Here is a 19,458-nt window from a genome sequence, read left to right as displayed (position 1 = left end):
CATATGAAACGCATTATATTCATGCATACCGAGCTGACGGACTGAAGGGTACAATGGGTTTATCAGTTAGACGACAGGAGTGAACGATTATGAAAGCAGCTATTCAGCTAACCGGCGTAAGCAAGATTTATAAAGACAAGAAAGCCGTTGACGATCTGACGTTGTCGATCGCGGAAGGCACGGTTGTCGCCCTGCTCGGACCGAACGGCGCGGGCAAGACCACGACGGTGTCCATGATTCTCGGACTTCACAAGCCGACGAAAGGAACCGTGAAGCTGCTCGGCGGCGATCCCGGCGACATCCGCGTCCGCGACCGGATCGGCGCGATGCTGCAGGATGTCAGCGTGATCGACGGCTTGAAGGTGGGCGAGAGCATTAACCTGTTCCGCAGCTATTATGAGAAGCCGCTCCCGCTGGACTATCTGCTCAAAGTTTCGAATCTGGAGGCCGAGAAGAACAAGATGGCTTCCGCGTTGTCGGGCGGACAGCAGCGCCGTCTCGGTTTCGCCCTCGCGCTGGCAGGCGATCCGGAAGTCATCTTCCTCGACGAGCCGACGGTCGGCATGGACGTCACGTCGCGCCAATTGTTCTGGGACACGGTACGGGCGATGGCCGGCAAGGGCCGGACGATCGTGCTGACGACGCATTACCTGGACGAAGCGGACAGCGTCGCGGATCGCGTCATCGTCATCAACAACGGCAAGATTATCGCCGACGGCACGCCGGGCGAGATTAAATCGGGAACGACGGGACGCGTAATCTCGTTCGTTGCCGGACCGACGGTTACGACGGATGCGCTGCACCGGCTTCCGGGCGTTACGGACGTGGAGTGGAGCGGGCGCAAGGTGAAGGTGTTCAGCACCGACACCGACCTATTGATCCGGGCGCTCGTAGAAGGCAAGTTCGACATGCGCGATATTGAAATCCACAGCGGCGGCTTGGAAGACGCATTCCAGGCGCTCGTCCAGCAAGCCAATTAATAATTAACCTGTCTATTCGTTTCAAGGCATGTTTAGCGCGATAAACCGCATATACCATTACCGATTAGGGGATGAATACGAATGAATCAAACGATGTTACGGGCAACGATCGCCCACTGCAAGGCGGAATTGCTGCGGACGTTCCGCAACCGGCGGTTCGTGATTTTCTCGATCATCATGCCGGTCCTGTTCTTCTTTCTCTTCTCCAGCGCGGTCGGCGCTCAGAAGATCGACGGCGTGGACTGGAGCTCTTACTATCTCATGTCCATGACGTGTTACGGCATCATCGGCGCCAGCTTCTCGACGTTCAGCATGCGGTTGTCCCGCGAACGTTCCCAAGGCTGGATTCGGCTGCTCAAAATCACGCCGCTGCCATCCTGGGCGTACATTGTATCCAAAATCGCCTCGCAGGCGTTGATTAATCTCTTCATTATCGTCATGATGTTCCTGATCGGCGGCATCGGCAAGCATATTGACTTGCCTGTCTCCACATGGTTGTCTTGCGGCCTTTGGATTTGGATCGGCGGCATGTCGTTCATGGCGCTCGGCACCTTGTTCGGCTCGGTGCGCAATCCCGATGTCGTGCAGGTCGTCACGATGATCGTCTACATGGGCATGTCCGTGCTCGGCGGTTTATGGATGCCGGTCTCGACGATGTCCAAGACGATGCAGGACATCGCCAAAGCGCTGCCGACGTACCGGCTCGGCCAAGGCGCATGGAACATGCTTGGCGGCGGCTCGGTGGATTGGACCGGCGTCGGAATATTGGCTGCCTACGTGGTCGTGTTCATGGTATTATCATCCTATATCATGAGGAAGCAGGAAGCGGTGTAGATTCATGCGCATGCGCAAATCGTTCAGGCGGCCCGAACAGGGACCGCCTCTCGTTTTTACATTGATTTGGCTCGTTTATCTTGTGTTTCCGCTCGTATCGCTATTCGAGCTGCCGACGTTAGAGATTATCGGGTGTCTCTTCGTCATGCTTATTTTTATCGTGCTTTACGTGAGCGGGTATTGGTTCCAGCGAGGACGCTTGCTCTCCGCGCTGGGGCTCATCTTGATTGCGCTGCTGTTCTGCATGAAGTTCGATGTCAGCGGCGTTTATTTGGCCTTCTACCCGTCGCCGCTCCTCGGCCAGCTGAAGAAGCGCTGGGAATTGGCCGTTGGCTATGCGGCTGTGATTACGTTGTTCCTGTTCGACTTCTTCTATTGGAAGATATACAACGACCAGGATCTGATGGTGCAGCTGCTTCCGGCTATGGCCGTGATACTGTTCATGCCCATCGGGATGAAGCTCGGCATGCGATCGAAGGAGCTGCGGAAGAAGCTGAATTTGGCCAACGAAGAAATCGCGCGCCTGTCGAAGAACGAAGAGCGGCAGCGGATCTCCCGGGACTTGCACGATACGCTGGGGCATACGCTCTCGCTCATTACGCTGAAGAGCGAGCTGGCCGAGAAGCTGATCGCCAAGAATCCTGAGCGCGCCGTGCAGGAAGTCAAGGATATTCAAGTGACCTCGCGCGCCGCGCTCAAGCAGGTGCGGGAGCTGGTTTCCGGGATGAACGCGGTCACGATTCGGGTCGAGGTCGACCATGCGAAGCAGATTCTCGCCGCGGCGGGCATCGTGCTGGAGAAGCAGGGGGATCTGGACATCACGATTCCGTCGCCGCTCATCGATAATATTCTTGGCATGTGCCTGCGGGAGTCGGTTACGAATGTCGTCAAGCACAGCCGGGCTCGCACGTGCACGGTCGAGCTTCAGCGCGATGAGGGCAGTTTGCGCCTCTCCATCGAGGATGATGGCGTCGGTCTGCCCAAGAAAGACGAATCGGCAGCCGCCGGCAACTGCAACGGAATGAAAGGGATGCGTGATCGGCTGAAACTGATCGAGGGCGTTCTGACGGCCGGTCCGGGAAGGGCGGATCATGGCACTCGGCTTGAGTTTACGGTGCCTCTGGTGGATAAAACGGGGAAAACGGACTAGTTGGTGCAGGCGTTTCTGCGATTGGAGCCGAGGCGCTTGCCGGCATCGAACAATCGGTTTTACTGGGAAGGGGAGAGCGCGATGAAGGTTATCGTGGCGGAAGATCAAGGGATGCTGCGCGGCGCGCTCAGCGCGCTGCTTGATTTGGAAGACGATATCGAAGTCGCGGCACAGGCGGAAGACGGCCGGCAGGCACTTGAATTAATCGAGCGGCTGCAGCCTGACATTTGCGTCATGGATATTGAAATGCCGCATATGAGCGGCCTCGATGTGGCGGAGAAGCTGAAGGAACTGGATCATTCCTGTAAAGTCGTCATCTTGACCACGTTCTCGCGCTCGGGTTATTTTCAGCGGGCGATGAGGGCCGGGGTGCGCGGTTTCCTGCTTAAGGATTCCCCGATCGACGAGCTCGGCGCCGCGCTGCGGACGGTGTTCAAAGGCGGCAGGGCAGTCAGCCCGGAGCTGGCCATGACCTTGTTCGACAGCGAGAATCCGCTATCGGAGCGTGAACGCGAGGTGCTGAAACTCGCTTCCGAAGGGCTCTCCGCCGGCGATATTGCGGGCAGGCTCTTTCTGTCGGCGGGCACGGTGCGCAACTACTTGTCCGAGGCGATTCAGAAGCTGGAGGCCAAGAACCGTATCGATGCGATCGGCATCGCGGAGAAGAACGGGTGGTTGTAAGCCGAAGCAGCTGCGGAACCGAGCGGCTGATATGGGAAGATAAGCCTTGGAATGCCCGAATCGGCATTTCGGGGCTTTTTCTCGTGTAACTCTTGACGGATCATGAGTGAAAGGAATGGGTACTATTCCCATTCTTTGATTCGAATTAATGTAATGCGTGTAGATTATTATGTTAAGCTAGTAATTGGAATTTCTTTGGCAGGAGAACTATTAAACTTTCAGATTCGTAATGATAGATGAGATACATAGAGAATGCGGCTCAGGAGGAAATCGAACACAGATGCGAAAACCATGGATTGCAATAGTCGTCGCCGTTACGCTGCTAACCGGACAGATTGGCGGCGCTGCCGAACCGGTCGATGCCGCGGCTTCAAGCCCCCCGAGCGCCTGGGCGAAACCGGAGATCGACGCGGCGATTTCAAGCGGATTGATCCCGTATGGACTGACCAACAGCTATCAGCTGGCGTTAACGAGACAGGAATTCAGCGATATGGCGGTTCAGCTGTACGAAGTATTGACCGATGAGAAGGCGCCCGCGCCGGGAGCCAACCCCTTCAAGGATACGAACAGCGCCGCGGTGTTGAAAGCCTATGCGCTTGGCATCGTGAAAGGGACGGGCGCGAACACGTTCTCGCCTAAAGCGACGATAACGCGCGAGCAAATCGCGCTGATGCTCTATAACACGCTCGTGAAAGCAGGCTTTCAGAATGATTTGACTGCAGGCAAGAGCAAAGGGAGCGCTCCGGTCTTCGCGGACGCGAAGCAGCTTGCCGCATGGTCGCGCGATGCTGTCGGCATGATGGCCGCGAACGGCGTCATGAAGGGCGACGGAACCGGCAGCTATGTACGTTTCATGCCGAAAGCGACGACGACGCGGGAACAGTCGATCGTGCTCGTGTATCGGATTTTCGAGCAGTTCGGCCGTTATTTTGTTCACAATGAATCGGAATTGCTGAATGCGCTGCTGCAGGCGAAGCCGGTGGTGATCGAGGATACCCGAGCGAAGACCGTCGATCAGATGGCGCGTCAAATATTGGCGGCGATCATCAAGCCGGGCATGTCGGACTATGAGCGCGAGCTTGCGATTCATGATTATCTCGTGCTGCATACCGCCTACGATTACGATAACTTCCGCAAAGGGACGGTGCCTGCCGATTCCTATACGATGTATGGCCTGCTCGTAAACGGCATTGCCGTGTGCCAAGGCTACGCCTATACCGCCCAGCTGCTGCTTCGGATGGCTGGCATTGAGACTTATTATGTAAGAGGCACGGCCGGAGGCGGGCCGCACGCCTGGAACAAAGTGAAGATCGACGGCGCGTATTACGACCTGGACGTCACTTGGGATGATCCTGTGCCGGACGAAGCCGGCGAGCAGGCTTACGGATATTTCAACGTCACGGACGACGAGCTGCGCCTCGACCATACATGGACCGACAAACTGCCGCAAGCGACCGCCAAAACGTTGAACTATCATGTCTACAACGGCTTGACCGTCGATTCGTCGGCAGCGCTTGTCGCGAAAGTCGATGCCGCGATCATAGCGCGATCTTCTTCGATTTCGCTCAAAAGGCTCTACAAGGATACGAATAGCCAAGCAGTCTGGGATGCCTTGATCGCGAAGCACAGCGACGTCGGATTCGTTATTTCGACGGACAGCAGCGCAGTCGTGCGTTTCAAATTCACGTATCTCTGATCGTCTAATCGGCAAAGGGGCTGAACGGATGCGGAAAGGACCGACACTGCGCCTGATCGGCAGCGCGGCGGCGATACTCGTGCTGATCGCGGTAATTTGGGCGTTCACGGCTAGGCCCGAGCGCGTCGTGAAGGATTCGCGGACGCCGCTGACGCTGCCGAAGGTGGCGACGACAAGCGGCAAGCTGCTGATCGATTATTATTCCGACGGCATGGCCGGCAAGCAGAGCAACTATTCCACCGATCTCGTCGGCCAATTGGTCGTTGATCCGGATGCCTATAAGCTGGAACCGCCGCAGCGCGGAGACGTCGTTTGGTTTAAGATGCCCGAAATTGAACATGAGGCGGATTACACCCCGCCCAAGCAGAGCGCAGGCCGCGTCATCGCGTTGGCCGGAGAGCGTTACTCCGTCCGCGACAGCGTCATCTACATAAACGGGAAACTTCTGGACACCTACTACGGCCGGCTGCTGCACTGGGGGCAGACCGAGAAGGAATTTCTCGCGAGCAGTGTCGATTTCAACAGCTGCCCGAAGGATTGCCAGGCAACGATGAAAGCCTTCTATCATCAAACCGTACCTGAATTGACGGTGCCGGAAGGAACCGTCTATGTGCTGGCGGATACTTCGGAACGCGGCTGGGGCAGCAATTATTTTGGACCGCTGAAGCTTGATCTGGTGCTCGGCAAGGTTATCGGGTCTACGGGTCAGCCGAAGCCGATTACGAACGGTTAGTTCCGGTTCGTTCGTTGCAAGGCCGGAATCCGCAGTGCTAGTATATTGTTAACATGAAGAAGAACAGATGGAGAGCCATAGTATGATACATATTCTTGCCGTGACTAGCGATCATCGCGTCGTTCAACTATCGTCGCTGGATGAACTGGCGAACCATGAGATTACCTGGTACTGGGCGGATTTCAGCGCGCCTTCGCCGGAAGAAGCCAAGCTGCTGGACGATTATTTCCACTTCCATCCGCTTGCGATCGAAGATTGCCTGTATTATTTGCAGCGGCCGAAAATGGACCATTACGACGATGTGCATTTTCTCGTGCTGCACGCCATCTCGCAGGAGACGCTGGAGATTCAGGAAGTCGATTTATTCATCGGACCAAATTATTTGGTCAGTTATCATCAGCATCCTCGCCGCGAGGTGGAGCGCGCCTGGGAGAAAGTGCTCCAGAAGCCGCGCCGGGAAAAGCACGGCTGCCTTCATGCCGCCTATGTCATCATGGATGAGCTGGTCGACGAGTATTTTCCGGCGGCGCAGGCGATCGAGGATCAGATTCTGGAATTCGAAACCGGGCCCCTCGAGCAAGGGACGCAGCAGAAGCTGGTTCAAGTGTTCGAAATCCGCAACAAGCTGTTGAAGCTGCGCAAAACGGTCGTCCCGATGCGGGAGCTGCTGTACCGCGTGCTCAATACGCAGCGGATCGAGGAATTGAAGCATTATCACCATTTTTTCACCGATATTTACGATCACTTGCTGAAGCTGTCGGAGATCGTGGATTCCAACCGCGACATGACCTCGGACTTGCGCGATCACTATATGTCTCTCAGCGCGAATCGGATGAACACGATCATGAAGACGCTGACCGTCATTACCGTCATCTTCATGCCGCTGACGTTCATCGCGGGTATCTACGGCATGAATTTCGTCAATATGCCCGAACTGACGTGGCACAACGGATATTTCGGCGTGCTGATCGTGATGGCGCTGCTTGCCGTGGGCATGTATGCCTGGTTCAAAGTCAAAGGCTGGTTCGATTGATGAAAGCCGCCCTAGCTGCCCGCTGTCTGTTGTCCGCATAAATTGGCCTTCGTTCGGGGAACGTACACATAAACGGTCCTCAGGAGGCGATTGGCAGATGGCAAGACGGAGTCGGAGGAAGCATCTCGTTCCGGGCGCGGATGCCGCGATGAGTGCATTTAAGGCTGAAGTCATGCGGCGGGAAGGGTTCGTCGTGAATCCCGGCCGTCCGGACGACGTGAAGTTCGAGGTGGCCCAGTCGCTCGGCATTCCGCTGGAGCATGGCTATAACGGCAACGCGTCTACGGAATCGATGGGCCAGATCGGCGGTCAAATCGGCGGCGCGATGGTCAAGGAGCTCGTGCGCATGGCGCAGGAGAAATTGGCGAACGGCAACCAGGGGCAGCCTTAGCGCTCCAGGCGGAGATCCGCGTTGTACGGAAGTAGAAGAGACGAATCGATGCAGCCATCTGTGCGAATGCGCAGATGGTTTTTTGGCATGCTCGGATGGTATGATGAAATGGATACATATGGGAAAATATTTCGTTTTCAGCTTAATTTCAGTTTGGCTTCATTTGTGCTTCAGGATGCGAGACTAAACTAAAGTCCTATATTCATACATTGGGGGTTGTGTGCCTATGCCCGCGGCTATTCTTGTCATTGAGGACGATCACTATATACAGGAGCTCATCGCAGAGTTTCTAAGAGCGCAGCAATACGAAGTGGAAGTGGCGGAAGACGGTCTGGAGGGCTGGGAGAAGTTCCAAGCCGGGACGTATGATCTCGTCATTCTCGATCTGATGCTGCCGACGATGGACGGCTATGCCATTTGCAGGCGCATTCGGGACAAAGGCGATACGCCGGTCATCGTGCTGACCGCGCTCGGCGAGGAGAAGGATCAATTGCGAGCGTTCGAGGAAGAGGCCGACGATTATATCACGAAGCCGTTCTCGTTCCATGTGCTGATGAAGCGCGTGGAGGCGGTGCTGCGCCGCACGCGCAGCGCGCAGTCCGGGGAGCAGCTGTTCGACGGCAGGCTGCGGCTGGATGCGGATGCGTACAAAGTGTTCGTCGACGGCAAGCTTGTGGAGACGACGACCAAGGAATTCGATATTTTGCACACGCTCATCCATAATGCCGGGCGGATCATGACGCGGGACATGCTGCTCGACAAAGTATGGGGTTACGATTATTTCGGCGATTCCCGGATCGTGGACGCGCATATCAAGAACATCCGCAAGAAGCTCGGCATTTCCATTATTCGCACGGTGAAGGGCGTCGGCTATTCGCTCGAGTCGGAGCTGGCAGGGGTGGGCGGATGATTCGGCGCAGGGGCATCCGGTTCAAAATCTTTCTCGTCACGACGGCATTGCTCGTCGTTTCGGCCGTGCTCATCTATTTGACGCTGTATTTCATGCTGCCGAGCTACTATAAATATATCAAACAGTCCAAGCTGGAGAGCGGCGTGAACGAGCTGCTGCGCAATGTGAACGGACAACCCGTTGAAGAGGCGCTGCCGCAGATCGCCCAGTTCGGGCAAGAGCATAACGCCGTCATGATGCTGAGGGATAAGGACGGAGGCGGCTACTACATTCCGCCGAATTTCCGCTCGTTCAAAGGCTGGCTCAACGGAGGAACCGGGTCGATGGACTATCCATTGTTCCGCAAGCAGATGGAAACCGGCAGGTTCGTGGATAAATCGGGCAACGGCACGATCGGTCCTGCATCGGGAGGCGGGACCGGCGGTCAGAAAATGCATATTCTGAGCGCGGAACGGAAGGTATCGTTTGCCGAAAGCAACGAAGCATTCACGCTGTACGTCGATGCGCCGCTGCAGCCGATCGGTGAAGCGGCAAGCGTCATCCTGCTCTTCCTGCCTTACATGCTTATTCCGATCGTGCTGATTGCCATCGGAGGCGCGTTCATTTACGCCAGGCTGATCGCGCGTCCGCTGCTGTCGCTGAACGGCGTGGCGCACCGGCTGGCGAAGCTGGATTTTACGGAGACGGAGCCTGCGTTGAAGTCGCATGACGAGCTGGGCGAGTTGTCGCTCAGCTTAAGCAAGCTGGCGGTCAATTTGCAGTCGACGATGGGCGAGCTGCAGGACGCCAATGCCCAGCTCAAGAGCGACATCGAGCTGGAGCGGGAACAGGAAGCGAAGCGGCGCGAATTCGTGGCGACGATCTCGCATGAGCTGAAGACGCCGATCACCGCGGTCAGCGGCCAGTTAGAGGCGATGATCGGCAACGTCGGGCCGTTCCGCGACCGGGACGCGTACCTGCGTAAGTCGTATACGATCATGAAGGACATGGACAAGCTTGTCCATGAACTATTGGAGCTGTCGAAGCTGGAAAGCCGCGAATTCCGCCCGCTTATGCGTCGGGTGGACCTGACGGAGCTCGTCCGGGAAGCGATCAACAACATGAGCTACCTTGCCGGCGTGAAGCATATGGAGATCGCTTTCGAGCTGCCGGAGGAGGCGATGGTCATCGCCGACGAACGGCTGATCTCGAAGGCCGTTTCGAACATTATTACGAATGCCGTGCAGTATTCCGGCGACGGGGAGCGGGTGTTCGTGCGGCTTGTCGAAGAGCGGCAGACGGATAGGGAGCTTGGGGAACCTGGGGAGGACGAGCGGGTGCATGGCTCGTCCGGTGAAGCGCATGCGGGTGCGAGCGCCCGGTTCGAAGGAGCGTCGAGCGAAATGGCGGCCTTGGAAAGCCCGGCACCGGATGGTCTGACCGGGGAAGGGCTGGCATGGAAGGGAGACGCCGCGCAGAGCTTGTTGGATGATCTGGCTGCGGCGCCGATCCGTTATCGGCTAGAGGTGCTGAACACCGGCGTGCAGCTGGACGAGACGAAGCTGCCGCGTCTGTTCGAGCCATTCTTCCGCGCGGAGCAGTCGCGGAGCCGTTCGACGGGCGGCAGCGGGCTCGGGTTGTATATCGTCAGCAAAGTGCTGGATGCCCATGGCGCCCAGTATCGTATTGGCAATACGCTGGAAGGCGTACGGTTTAGCGTGCTGTTGAAGGGCGCGGCTTAAATGCGCGGGCTTGGGGTTATCGGGGAAGTAACGTTGTTTGTTGGTGGCTAGCTTGCTGACAGCCCAACGGCCAACGGTTCAGCAGCCTGCACCTATCGCCAAAGAACTGCACTGGGGGGCAGTACATCAGGCAAACTTGCCGGAAAAGAACCAATGAACTGCACTTGGTGACACTGGGTGCAGTACATCAGGGGAAATTTCCGGAAAAACACCAATGAACTGCACTGGGTGCAGCTCATTAGGCGAAATTGCCGCTAACCAGCATGTTGCCGGTATTATAGTATCGTTTAATACGATTCGGGCGGTTACGCCTCCATGAACTCGAGCCGGTTGCCGAACGGATCGTTCAGGAAGAAGCGCCGGACGCCTTCTATATCTCTGGCATCATCAAGGTTGTACGGAACATCGAACTCAGTTAGATGTCCAATCAGTCCATCCAAATTCTGCACGATAAAAGCGGGATGAGCTTTCGTCGCTGGAACAAAATCATGCTGCACGCCTATGTGGACCTGATGTGCGCCGCATTGAAACCATACTCCGCCTCGCTGGCGGAGCGGCTCCGGCTTCGAGATCTCCGGCCAACCCAGTACACCTTTGAAAAAATTCCGCGCAGCGGTTTCGCAGCCTTCTGGAGCGGCAAGCTGTACATGGTCTACACCGATGAAAGAGAATGACATTGAATGACCTCCTCTGGATTTGTTTCGTAGCATGAAACAAAGTTTCAATACATTCATTATATGCTTTGTAGGAAGGGAATTCCATATTTAATACACCTCCTAGCTCCAATCGCAACAGTCGATGTAAAACAAAAGGATGATGCAGCACCTATTTCTAGGTCGCCTGCATCATCCTTTTGAATTCTCTATAAGCGGGACTGGCACGAATGTAAGAGCCCCGCTGCCACTCTCGCGGAGACGCGCATGGTCTCCGCCTAGCAGCCACCCTAGCGGAGACGCGCATGGTCTCCGCCTAGCAGCCACCCTAGCGGAGACGCGCATGGCCCCCGCCTAGCTGCCTCCCTCACGGAGCTCCCGCAATCGCCAGCTCCTGCCGCCTGCTTAAGCCAGTTTCACGCGAACCACGTTCCACGACGCCTTGCCAAGCTCGGCGCGAATCGTGCTTCCATCCGCCGCCGAATTGCCGCCGGCATGCGGCGTGACGCGGTTCGGCGCGTCCAATGTATTGGCCGCTTTAAGATCGTCGCTCTCGAGCACGATATGCTCCAGCACGCGGAAAGCGCCGAAGCTGCGCAGATCGATTTCCAGTGGCAGCGATTCGCTGAGATGGCGATTGACCGCGAAGACGGTCACTTCGCCGGTTTCTTCGTTATGCACCGCGACGGCATCCAGATAAGGGACGTCGGTGTAATCCGCAGCGTCGTATTTCGGCGACGTGACGAGCGGCACGAGCACCGTACCGCGCCCGAACACGCTGGCATGCATGTACGGATAATAGATCGTTTGCTTCCAAGCGCCTCCGCCGTTTGCGGTCATGATCGGCGCAATGACGTTGACGAGCTGCGCCATGCAGGCCATGCGCACGCGGTCCGCTCGTTTCAGCAGGCTGATCAGCATGCTGCCGACAAGCAGCGCATCCTCGTGATTATAGATATCTTCGAGCTGAGGCGGCGCAATCGACCACGGCTCGATGCGGGAATCGGCGTCGTTGGAATGATACCAGACGTTCCATTCGTCGAAGGAGAGATGGATTTTCTTCTTGCTGCGCTTCTTCGCCTGCACATAGTCGCAAGTGGCGATGACGGTATTAATGAAGCTGTCCATGCCCATCGATTGGGCCAAGAAGTTCGCTGTGTTGTTGTCGCGGTTACCGTAATATTGATGCAGGGACAAATAATCGACCTCGTTATAGCACAAATCCAGCACCGTGCGCTCCCATTCCGGGAACGTCGCCATCTGGAGGCTCGAGCTGCCGCATGCGACAAGCTCGATGGACGGGTCGACCCAGCGCATGACCTTCGCGCTCTCGGAAGCGATGCGGCCGTATTCAACGGCGGTTTTGGCCCCGATCTGCCATGGACCGTCCATTTCATTGCCGAGGCACCAAGTCTTGATGTCGTGGGGCTGCTTATAGCCATGCTGCACGCGCAGGTCGCTCCAATAGGAGCCGGACGGATGATTGCTGTACTCCACGAGTTGACGGGCTTCCTCCGGACCGCGCGTCCCGAGATTGACCGCCATCATCGGCGAGGTATTCGCTTTGCGGCACCAGTCCACGAACTCGTTCAACCCGATCAGGTTGGGCTCGACGGTACGCCAAGCCAGCTCCAGCCGCTTCGGACGAAGCTCGACAGGGCCGACGCCGTCCTCCCAGTTGTAGCCGGAAACGAAATTGCCCCCGGGATAGCGGACGATCGGCACGTCGATGCCCTTGACCAGCTCCAGCACGTCGCTCCGAAAACCTTGCTCGTCGGCCGTCGGATGGCCCGGCTCATAGATGCCGCCGTAAACCGCCCGTCCCAAATGCTCGATGAACGAGCCGTAAATGCGTTTATCGACCTCGCCAATCGTAAAATCCTTATCCACGATCATTTTCGCTTTCATTGACATCATGACTCACCTCGTAGTTAAATTAATATTATCATTAACTAATTAACAAGAAGTTGACTACAAAACTATTAAACAGCATCCCCCGCAGCTGCGCAAGCTTTTATTGCCTCGGAAATTGAATTAATATAAAGGTTAACTAAACTTGATCAAAGCTGGAGTGAGATCGATGATAAGCGCGAATTTGGATCGCAAATGGCTCCCCCTGTACGAAGCGCTCGCGAGCGATGTTCGTCTGCGTATTCTGGAGCTGCTGTCCGGGCAGTCCATGAATGTCAAGGAGCTTGCGGCGGCGCTCGGCCTAAGCAGTGCCATTGTGACGATGCACACGAAGAAGCTGGAGAAGGGCGGCCTCATTCAGACCAAGCTTGTCCGCAAGGGAGGAGGGACGCACAAAATATGTTCCCTCGCCGTCAGTCGAATCGAGCTCGACCTCCCTAAGCCGCAAGGGGTAAAACGGGAGTGCCAGGAGGTTTCCGTGCCGGTAGGGCATTATACCGACTTCGAGGTGCATCCGACCTGCGGTCTCGCCACGACGGAGCGGAGTATCGGCCAGTTTGACGACCCGCGTTATTTCATGGAGCCGGAACGCATGCATGCGCAGATTCTCTGGTTCGGCAAAGGCTTCGTCGAGTATCGCATCCCCAATTACGTGCTTCCGGGCCAAACGCTTACGGAGATCGAAATTTCGTTCGAAATCGGATCGGAAGCACCCGGCGTTCAGGCGGACTGGCCGTCTGATATTCATTTCTACCTCAACGATACGCTGCTTGGCTACTGGACGAGTCCCGGCGATTCCGGCGAAGGCCGCGGGAGGCTTACGCCGTCTTGGTGGATGGAGATGGTCAATCAATACGGCTGGCTGAAAGTCATCCGCATTACGGCTGACGGCACCTTCATCGACGGTCAGCGGCTGTCCGACGTAACGCTGGAGGATATCGTCATGCTGCGCAACGATTGGCAGCTTCGCCTTGCCGTTCCCGGCGACGCCGAACATGTCGGAGGTCTCACGATCTATGGCGAGGGCTTCGGCAATTACAATCAATCCATCCTCTTTCGAACGTATCGGAGCAGCGGGGTATAGCAGGTGAAATTATGCAAAACGTAGAAAATAGTAGATATTTGTATCCGGCCGCGTCGCATGAGGACGAGCAGGAATTATTTGCAATGGAAATGCGTGCCTTATTCGGCGTTGAAGCACGCAACGGTTATGTGATAATCGATAAAAATGTCGATCCGAGCAGAAGTCCGTTCCTTCGCGGCAGACTGGATGTGATCCTGACGGCCGAAGATCCGGCGGGCATTGCCGAGCAAGTCGCGAATGCGGTGCAGCTGGATGGACAAACCTTTAAGGTAACATTCGTAAGCGGTGGCTTGGCATTCGACGAACAGCGGGCGGCAGAGAAAGAGATCGGCTGGCGCATTCACGGGCAGGCTGACATGCGCTATCCGGACCGACTGTTCGGCGTTGCCCATGTTCAAGGACGGTATTGGTTCGGGGAATACGTGAAAAGCGAGCCGATGTGGCTGAAACATAACGACAAGCCCCAGCCGTATTCCACCGCGCTCGGTACGCGGGTTGCGCGGGCGGTGGCGAACATCGCGGTACCGGATATCCGTGCAGGCGTGCGCGCCATAGATCCGTGCTGCGGAATCGGCACCGTGCTGATTGAAGCAAGATCGATGGGCATCGACATGATCGGGTACGATCTGAACCCGCTCGCGCTGAAGGGGGCGCGCATCAACTTGGCGCATTTCGGCATGCCGGATGTCGTCAAGCGCGCGGATATGACGCTGTTGGAACCGGGAGAGGACGGTCCCTTTGACGCGGCCGTGCTCGATTTGCCATATAATTTGTGTTCCGTCCTCCCGGACGAAGAACGGCTCGCCATGCTGCGCAGCGCCCGTCGTTTGGCGGACAAGGTCGTCATCGTCACGACGGAGCCGATCGACGAGGCGATCTCGCAGGCGGGCTTACGGATAACGGACCGGTGCACGGTTCGCAAAGGCAAGTTCCAGCGCCAGGTTATCGCCTGCGAGAGCGATGGAGGCAGTTGAGAGGGGAGCGGCTTCTCTCTATAACGAGCGAGCCGGAGTCTGAATGAATGAGAATGACCAAGCCGGAAGCCTTACAGGCCTTCCGGCTTGGTCTGTTTTTGCGGTGAGCCGGGGGTTGCTGCAGCCGCAGGAACAAATCCATCCATTTTACAGATTGTACAGTAAAAAATTTCCCAATTGCTTTAGGGCTATCTTTTTCCGCCAGTGCCTTGTCGGCTAGCCGCGACAGCAGTACACTGGTATCAACCACCACCTAGATGAGATCAACCACCACCCAGATTAGATACTGCTGTCGATACTTGCTGGCAACGAAAACAAGCGGGAGGAATCGCAAGGTGTATAAACTGCTGATCGTGGATGACGAGAAAGAAATTCGTGAAGGCCTGGCATCTTGGCCATGGCATCAGGTTGGCATTGAAGTGGCGGGCTGCTGCTCCCATGGTTTGGAAGCGCTTCAATTTGTCGAGGAGAAGCCCGTCGACCTCGTCATTACCGATATTCGCATGCCTTTTATGGACGGCATTGAATTAATGACCGCATTAAACGCGCGATATCCGTTCATTCGGGTCGTTATTCTATCCGGTTACAACGATTTCGAGTATGCCCAGAAAGCACTGCAATTCGGCGCGATCGACTATTTGCTGAAGCCGCTGCAATTTCAGATGCTGCACGATACATTTTTCCGTGCCGTGGAGCGCCTGCGGGAAGAGAAGCAGGCAGAATTCCGCGTGTCCGTGCTGAAACGCAAGGCGGAGCTGCTGGCGCGCGTGCTGCGTGCCGAGTTCCTTCGCCGTTTGTTTCAAGAGCCGCTCTCCGAAGCCGAACTGGAGCAGGGCTTCTCTGATGGCGAAGTGCTGCTGGAAGGGAACTTTTATACCGTAGCGGTCTTCCGTCCGGATCGTCTCGCGGAGCCGGGCGCGGCCATGGGCGATAAAGAAAAGAAACTGCTCGCCTTCTCGCTGGATAATATCTTAACGGATTTATGGGAAGGCAAGGAACTCGGTTACCACTGGGTGAACGGGCAGACGAGCGAGGCGTACGTGCTGTCCATGAAGCGGGAGGCGGAAGCGCATTTCGCCGAATTGCTGCCGCAGTGGCGCAAATACCGGGGCTTGTTCAAATCGGCTTTCTCCGGCGGCGTCGGTCGTCCGGTGGGGTCGCCTGCCGATATTTATTTGTCCGCGCAGGCGGCGTCGGCGGCGTTGGCCGCTAACCCGGAAGAAGGTACGCTGGCGATCGGCGAATCCGCGGCAGCGGCGAACCGTCCCGCTGCGGCCGTGATCGCGAGCAAGGAACAAGCCGCAGCCGGAACTGCCGCGGCCGCAGGCGGCTTCGAAGCGGATACGGAACCGGTCAACATGCTGCTGGTGCAGGCGAAGCAGTATATCCAGGACCATTTCAACCGCAGTTTGACCTTGAAGGAGGTCGCCGACCAGGTTCACATTTCCGGCAGCCATCTGTTTGCGCTGTTCAAAAATTCCGGTCAAACCTTCCTCAGCTTTCTCACCGCCATTCGGCTGCAGCGGGCCATGGAGCTGCTCAGCGGCTCGAATCTCAAAATCTATGAAATCGTCGAACAGGTCGGCTATTCCGATCCCGCGTACTTCACGGAAGTATTCAAGAAATATACGGGCAAGACGCCGCACGAATATCGCTGCAAATCAAGGTAAACGCGGAGGGAGTCATCATGTTGAAACGGTTCGGTCCGACGCTTAGGCGGATCGTCATTCTTACGGCGGCGTTAACCTTGATCACGCAGCTCGCGCTTGCTTACATCGGTCTCACCTACATGGACGTCATCGATAAGTCGCTGCACCAGAAGCGGTCGCAGGATATGCTCTACCAGTTTCAACAGAACGTGCTCGTGCAGCTGAACGACATCGACAATTTGATGCTGCTGCTGCAAACGCCGGAGTTCAGCGATTATTACAAGAACCTTATGCGATTGCGCGATGAGAAAGTTGCCGATTTAGGCATGCAGCAGCTGCAGCAGAAATTCAATATGCTGAACCTGTCTCCCTCCTCCGTGCAGGCTGTTTATTTTCTGTCGCAAACTTTCGTGCAGCGTTCCCTTGTGCAGAAGATCGAATCCGGCACCTTCATGGACCTGCCGCGGCTGGATCTGGACAGGCTTCATTATTCGAAGCTGGACAAGCTGATTCTCCCGGACAGGGACCAATTCACGATGTATACGCAGGCCGATTTCGCGCAATATTTCACCACGGGCAATCCGATGCTGGAGAAGGACGACGTCAGGCAGCTGAGAGCGTTCATGGCGGAAATCCAGAACCGGATCGTGTTCTCGAACGGCAACGAGAACGGCGTGCTTACGATGATCGTGCTGAGCGACCGGTTCTTCCAGCAAGCGATTCCGAGCAGTTTGCCGGAGGGAACGTATTTCTCCGTCCTCGGCAAAGACAATCGCATCCTGTGGACGACTGCGCCTTCAGACCCGCTGAAAGATGCCTCGGAGGGCGCCGGTACCCCGGTAAGCTCATCGAACGGCAAGTCCAAGTACCAGAACGAAATCAAGAATCTGCTTCCCTTCAAGCTCAGCATCATGTATACCGATACCGGCAGCGGAGCAAGCATGCTTCGCGGGGACCGGATTTACATCATGGCTGCGGTGTCTCTGGTTACGCTGCTAATCACGGTGTTGATCAGCTATTTCTATTTGAAGCAGGTATTCAAACCGTTCCGCATGGTTTCCAAGCAAATCAAGAGCTTCTCGCTCAGCAGCGAGTGGCTGCTGCGGCCGCTGCCGGATGATCTGATCAAGAAGGGCTTTCATGCCGTATCGATGCGCAACAAGATCATTATCGCGCTCATCGTGGCCGTCGGCCTCCCGGCGGTATCGGACGGCATTCTGTACAACTGGCTGTCCAAGCACGACATCCGGCGCGAGATGCAGACGTCCGTCGACGTAACGGGCCGCTTCTCCGCGGTCAGCATTCATAACCGGCTGCAATTTACGGAGACGATTCTGAAGGAAATTTCCGCGAGCCGGCAGCTGCAGGATTACGTGACCAACAATTACACGACGCCGCTCATGCTGGGCGGATTGACGACGAATCTGCTCATGTTTCCGGGCTTGAACGATATTTCCTACTTCGTGCTGTTGGATCAGAACGGGAATTGCATTTATTCATCCATTTTCTCGAATAACAAAACCGCGTTCAATACCGATAAGTCGTTCCTGTCGGATCAAGACGCCCCGTACTGGATTTCGAATTACGACAACGTCTTCAATCCGCTGTCGACGGCGATCGTGAAACGAATCGACGGACCGGGGGACGACGGGGAAGCCACGTATCTGCTCATGGTGCCGAAGCAGTCGACGTTCGAGAACATCGACTCGGGGCTGATCAACACCTCTTATGCCATTACCGATGCCAAGGGCCGTACGATCTACGAATCGCGCCAGCGCACCGTCGGGGATTTGCCCGGCCAGCATTTCTACACGAGCGGCATCCCGAACACGAACTGGAAGCTCACGCTCAATTTCGTCTTCAACGACGTACTGGAGAAGAACCGCGAGTATCAGCAGCAATTCCTGCTGTTCACCTCCGTCGTTTTGCTGTTGTCCGTCGTGGTGGCGGTCGCGATCGCGATTCAGTTGGTGAAGCCCGTTCACCGGCTGAAGGAGACGATGCTTCGGGTCGGGGAGGGCGATCTGTCCCTTCGGCTGGAAGAGCTCGAACAAACGGAGCTTGGGGGCATCGTGCGCAGCTACAACCGGATGATCGACCAGCTGGACCGCGTCATGCGCGAAGAGAACGAGCTGATCGCGATGAAGACAAGGGCTGAGCTCGACATGCTCCAGGCGCAGATCAATCCGCATTTTCTGTACAACACGCTGGAAGTCATCAATATGCGGAGCATGAGAACAGGTAATCTCGAGGTAAGCGCCATCGTCGGCGCGCTGGCCGACTTGTTCCGGTACAGCATTGCCAAAGGCTCGGGCATCGTGGAGCTCCACAAGGAGCTGGCGCATGTTGCGAACTACGTCACCATTCAGCAAATCCGTTTCGGCCACAGCTTCGAGGTTGAATACGAAGTGCCCGACGAGCTGCGGAGCAAGTCGATCGTGCGTTTCGTGCTGCAGCCGATTATTGAGAACGCGATCAAGCACGCTTTTCTCGGCTGGGAAGAGGGCGGTCTCATTATCGTCTCTGCAGTCGCGGAGGGCGGCAATCTGCAGGTGCGCATCGCGGATAACGGCGTGGGCATGGACAAGGAGACTTTGGCAATGGTAAGGGCCGACATGCAGCGGGAGTACGGGAAAGAGCAGAGCGACGAGAACGGCATCGGGCTGCGCAACGTCTACCAGCGGCTCAGGCTGATCTATAAAGAAGGGACATCCATGACGATCGAAAGCCGCGAGATGAGGGGGACGGCCATTACGCTGACGGTCCCGCTGCAAGATTCGTAGGATTCGCAGCCTATCGACGCTTATGCGGTGCGCAAAGGTATGTCGGTCATGAAGCACGGGTTGCCTGCAGGTTCACATCGACTGCGGGCAGCCTGTTTTTCTTTCCTGCGGAATGGCCGCCGTTACTGTTGTCCATAAAAAAACATATATGTGTCCTGGCAAGTCGTTCGACAATCCATGCCAACCATTCGACAGCCGAAGGAATCATTCGACAATCCAGCGCAAATCATACGATAACCCCGGTAAATCATACGATCGCCCTAGAAACCGCAAGA

Annotated in this window: 15 protein-coding genes and 2 pseudogenes; 15 read left to right on the top strand and 2 right to left on the bottom strand. The window is 56.3% G+C overall.

Annotation, left to right across the window (positions count from 1 at the left end):
* Positions 1 to 89: 89 nt before the first annotated feature.
* From GZH47_RS12775 to GZH47_RS34755, 11 genes and pseudogenes are all read left to right on the top strand, one after another.
* Positions 90 to 980, top strand: coding sequence for an ABC transporter ATP-binding protein (locus GZH47_RS12775; RefSeq protein WP_162640434.1), 891 nt, complete (start codon positions 90 to 92; stop codon positions 978 to 980).
* Positions 981 to 1,061: 81 nt separating this feature from the next.
* Positions 1,062 to 1,814 (top strand): ABC transporter permease, encoded by a 753-nt coding sequence (locus tag GZH47_RS12770; protein WP_162640433.1) that lies wholly within the window; start codon positions 1,062 to 1,064, stop codon positions 1,812 to 1,814.
* A gap of 4 nt (positions 1,815 to 1,818) precedes the next feature.
* Positions 1,819 to 2,964: a sensor histidine kinase gene (locus GZH47_RS12765; RefSeq protein ID WP_225446466.1), complete on the top strand. Its 1,146-nt coding sequence runs from the start codon at positions 1,819 to 1,821 to the stop codon at positions 2,962 to 2,964.
* An 81-nt stretch (positions 2,965 to 3,045) separates the two neighbouring features.
* Positions 3,046 to 3,645 carry a response regulator transcription factor gene (locus GZH47_RS12760; protein ID WP_162645218.1) on the top strand — a complete coding sequence of 200 codons (600 nt, stop codon included), beginning with the start codon at positions 3,046 to 3,048 and terminating at the stop codon, positions 3,643 to 3,645.
* Between the two features lie 280 nt (positions 3,646 to 3,925).
* Positions 3,926 to 5,341, top strand: a complete 1,416-nt coding sequence (locus GZH47_RS12755) for an S-layer homology domain-containing protein (protein WP_162640432.1) — start codon at positions 3,926 to 3,928, stop codon at positions 5,339 to 5,341.
* Between the two features lie 28 nt (positions 5,342 to 5,369).
* Positions 5,370 to 6,074 carry a signal peptidase I gene (lepB, locus tag GZH47_RS12750; protein ID WP_162640431.1) on the top strand — a complete coding sequence of 235 codons (705 nt, stop codon included), beginning with the start codon at positions 5,370 to 5,372 and terminating at the stop codon, positions 6,072 to 6,074.
* Between the two features lie 82 nt (positions 6,075 to 6,156).
* Positions 6,157 to 7,107 carry a magnesium/cobalt transporter CorA gene (corA, locus tag GZH47_RS12745; protein ID WP_162640430.1) on the top strand — a complete coding sequence of 317 codons (951 nt, stop codon included), beginning with the start codon at positions 6,157 to 6,159 and terminating at the stop codon, positions 7,105 to 7,107.
* A gap of 97 nt (positions 7,108 to 7,204) precedes the next feature.
* Positions 7,205 to 7,498 (top strand): small, acid-soluble spore protein, alpha/beta type, encoded by a 294-nt coding sequence (locus GZH47_RS12740; protein WP_162640429.1) that lies wholly within the window; start codon positions 7,205 to 7,207, stop codon positions 7,496 to 7,498.
* Positions 7,499 to 7,724: 226 nt separating this feature from the next.
* The gene (locus GZH47_RS12735; RefSeq protein ID WP_162640428.1) at positions 7,725 to 8,408 is read left to right on the top strand and encodes a response regulator transcription factor; all 684 of its coding nucleotides are present in this window, start codon (positions 7,725 to 7,727) and stop codon (positions 8,406 to 8,408) included.
* Positions 8,405 to 9,430 (top strand): annotated as a pseudogene (locus GZH47_RS34760) (histidine kinase dimerization/phospho-acceptor domain-containing protein); the annotation flags it as partial. The gene GZH47_RS12735 and the pseudogene GZH47_RS34760, both read left to right, overlap by 4 nt.
* A 474-nt stretch (positions 9,431 to 9,904) precedes the next feature.
* Positions 9,905 to 10,129, top strand: a pseudogene (locus GZH47_RS34755) (ATP-binding protein); the annotation flags it as partial.
* A gap of 305 nt (positions 10,130 to 10,434) precedes the next feature.
* On the opposite strand, the gene GZH47_RS12725 reads toward GZH47_RS34755, so the two are convergent.
* Positions 10,435 to 10,806, bottom strand: a complete 372-nt coding sequence (locus GZH47_RS12725) for a VOC family protein (protein ID WP_162640426.1) — start codon at positions 10,804 to 10,806, stop codon at positions 10,435 to 10,437.
* A 381-nt stretch (positions 10,807 to 11,187) separates the two neighbouring features.
* On the bottom strand, positions 11,188 to 12,696 hold the full coding sequence (gene arfA, locus GZH47_RS12720; RefSeq protein WP_162645217.1) for an arabinosylfuranosidase ArfA: 1,509 nt from the start codon (positions 12,694 to 12,696) through the stop codon (positions 11,188 to 11,190).
* A gap of 166 nt (positions 12,697 to 12,862) precedes the next feature.
* Between arfA and GZH47_RS12715 the strand changes: the two genes are divergently transcribed.
* The 4 genes from GZH47_RS12715 (at position 12,863) to GZH47_RS12700 (ending at position 19,183) form a co-directional block, all read left to right on the top strand.
* Positions 12,863 to 13,777, top strand: coding sequence for an ArsR/SmtB family transcription factor (locus tag GZH47_RS12715; protein WP_162640425.1), 915 nt, complete (start codon positions 12,863 to 12,865; stop codon positions 13,775 to 13,777).
* A gap of 11 nt (positions 13,778 to 13,788) precedes the next feature.
* A complete protein-coding gene (locus GZH47_RS12710; protein ID WP_225446465.1) occupies positions 13,789 to 14,751 on the top strand; it encodes a TRM11 family SAM-dependent methyltransferase in 963 nt (320 codons plus the stop codon).
* Between the two features lie 335 nt (positions 14,752 to 15,086).
* Positions 15,087 to 16,421, top strand: coding sequence for a response regulator transcription factor (locus GZH47_RS12705; RefSeq protein WP_162640424.1), 1,335 nt, complete (start codon positions 15,087 to 15,089; stop codon positions 16,419 to 16,421).
* A 17-nt stretch (positions 16,422 to 16,438) separates the two neighbouring features.
* Entirely contained in the window at positions 16,439 to 19,183 is a 2,745-nt protein-coding gene (locus tag GZH47_RS12700) for a sensor histidine kinase (RefSeq protein ID WP_162640423.1), read from the top strand.
* Positions 19,184 to 19,458 lie beyond the last annotated feature (275 nt).

Origin of the sequence: Paenibacillus rhizovicinus, from assembly GCF_010365285.1 — a bacterium.
GTDB classification, from domain to species: domain Bacteria; phylum Bacillota; class Bacilli; order Paenibacillales; family Paenibacillaceae; genus Paenibacillus_Z; species Paenibacillus_Z rhizovicinus.
The sequence above is the reverse complement of the archived record's forward strand: the minus strand, read 5'-3'. Positions and strand labels throughout refer to the sequence as shown.

What these genes read in the sequence shown, in the direction of transcription:
- GZH47_RS12775 (WP_162640434.1), top strand. Translation starts at nt 90, where the DNA reads ATGAAAGCAGCTATTCAGCTAACCGGCGTAAGCAAGATTTATAAAGAC.
- GZH47_RS12770 (WP_162640433.1), top strand. Translation starts at nt 1,062, where the DNA reads ATGAATCAAACGATGTTACGGGCAACGATCGCCCACTGCAAGGCGGAA.
- GZH47_RS12765 (WP_225446466.1), top strand. Translation starts at nt 1,819, where the DNA reads ATGCGCATGCGCAAATCGTTCAGGCGGCCCGAACAGGGACCGCCTCTC.
- GZH47_RS12760 (WP_162645218.1), top strand. Translation starts at nt 3,046, where the DNA reads ATGAAGGTTATCGTGGCGGAAGATCAAGGGATGCTGCGCGGCGCGCTC.
- GZH47_RS12755 (WP_162640432.1), top strand. Translation starts at nt 3,926, where the DNA reads ATGCGAAAACCATGGATTGCAATAGTCGTCGCCGTTACGCTGCTAACC.
- lepB (WP_162640431.1), top strand. Translation starts at nt 5,370, where the DNA reads ATGCGGAAAGGACCGACACTGCGCCTGATCGGCAGCGCGGCGGCGATA.
- corA (WP_162640430.1), top strand. Translation starts at nt 6,157, where the DNA reads ATGATACATATTCTTGCCGTGACTAGCGATCATCGCGTCGTTCAACTA.
- GZH47_RS12740 (WP_162640429.1), top strand. Translation starts at nt 7,205, where the DNA reads ATGGCAAGACGGAGTCGGAGGAAGCATCTCGTTCCGGGCGCGGATGCC.
- GZH47_RS12735 (WP_162640428.1), top strand. Translation starts at nt 7,725, where the DNA reads ATGCCCGCGGCTATTCTTGTCATTGAGGACGATCACTATATACAGGAG.
- GZH47_RS12725 (WP_162640426.1), bottom strand. Translation starts at nt 10,806, where the DNA reads ATGTCATTCTCTTTCATCGGTGTAGACCATGTACAGCTTGCCGCTCCA.
- arfA (WP_162645217.1), bottom strand. Translation starts at nt 12,696, where the DNA reads ATGTCAATGAAAGCGAAAATGATCGTGGATAAGGATTTTACGATTGGC.
- GZH47_RS12715 (WP_162640425.1), top strand. Translation starts at nt 12,863, where the DNA reads ATGATAAGCGCGAATTTGGATCGCAAATGGCTCCCCCTGTACGAAGCG.
- GZH47_RS12710 (WP_225446465.1), top strand. Translation starts at nt 13,789, where the DNA reads ATGCAAAACGTAGAAAATAGTAGATATTTGTATCCGGCCGCGTCGCAT.
- GZH47_RS12700 (WP_162640423.1), top strand. Translation starts at nt 16,439, where the DNA reads ATGTTGAAACGGTTCGGTCCGACGCTTAGGCGGATCGTCATTCTTACG.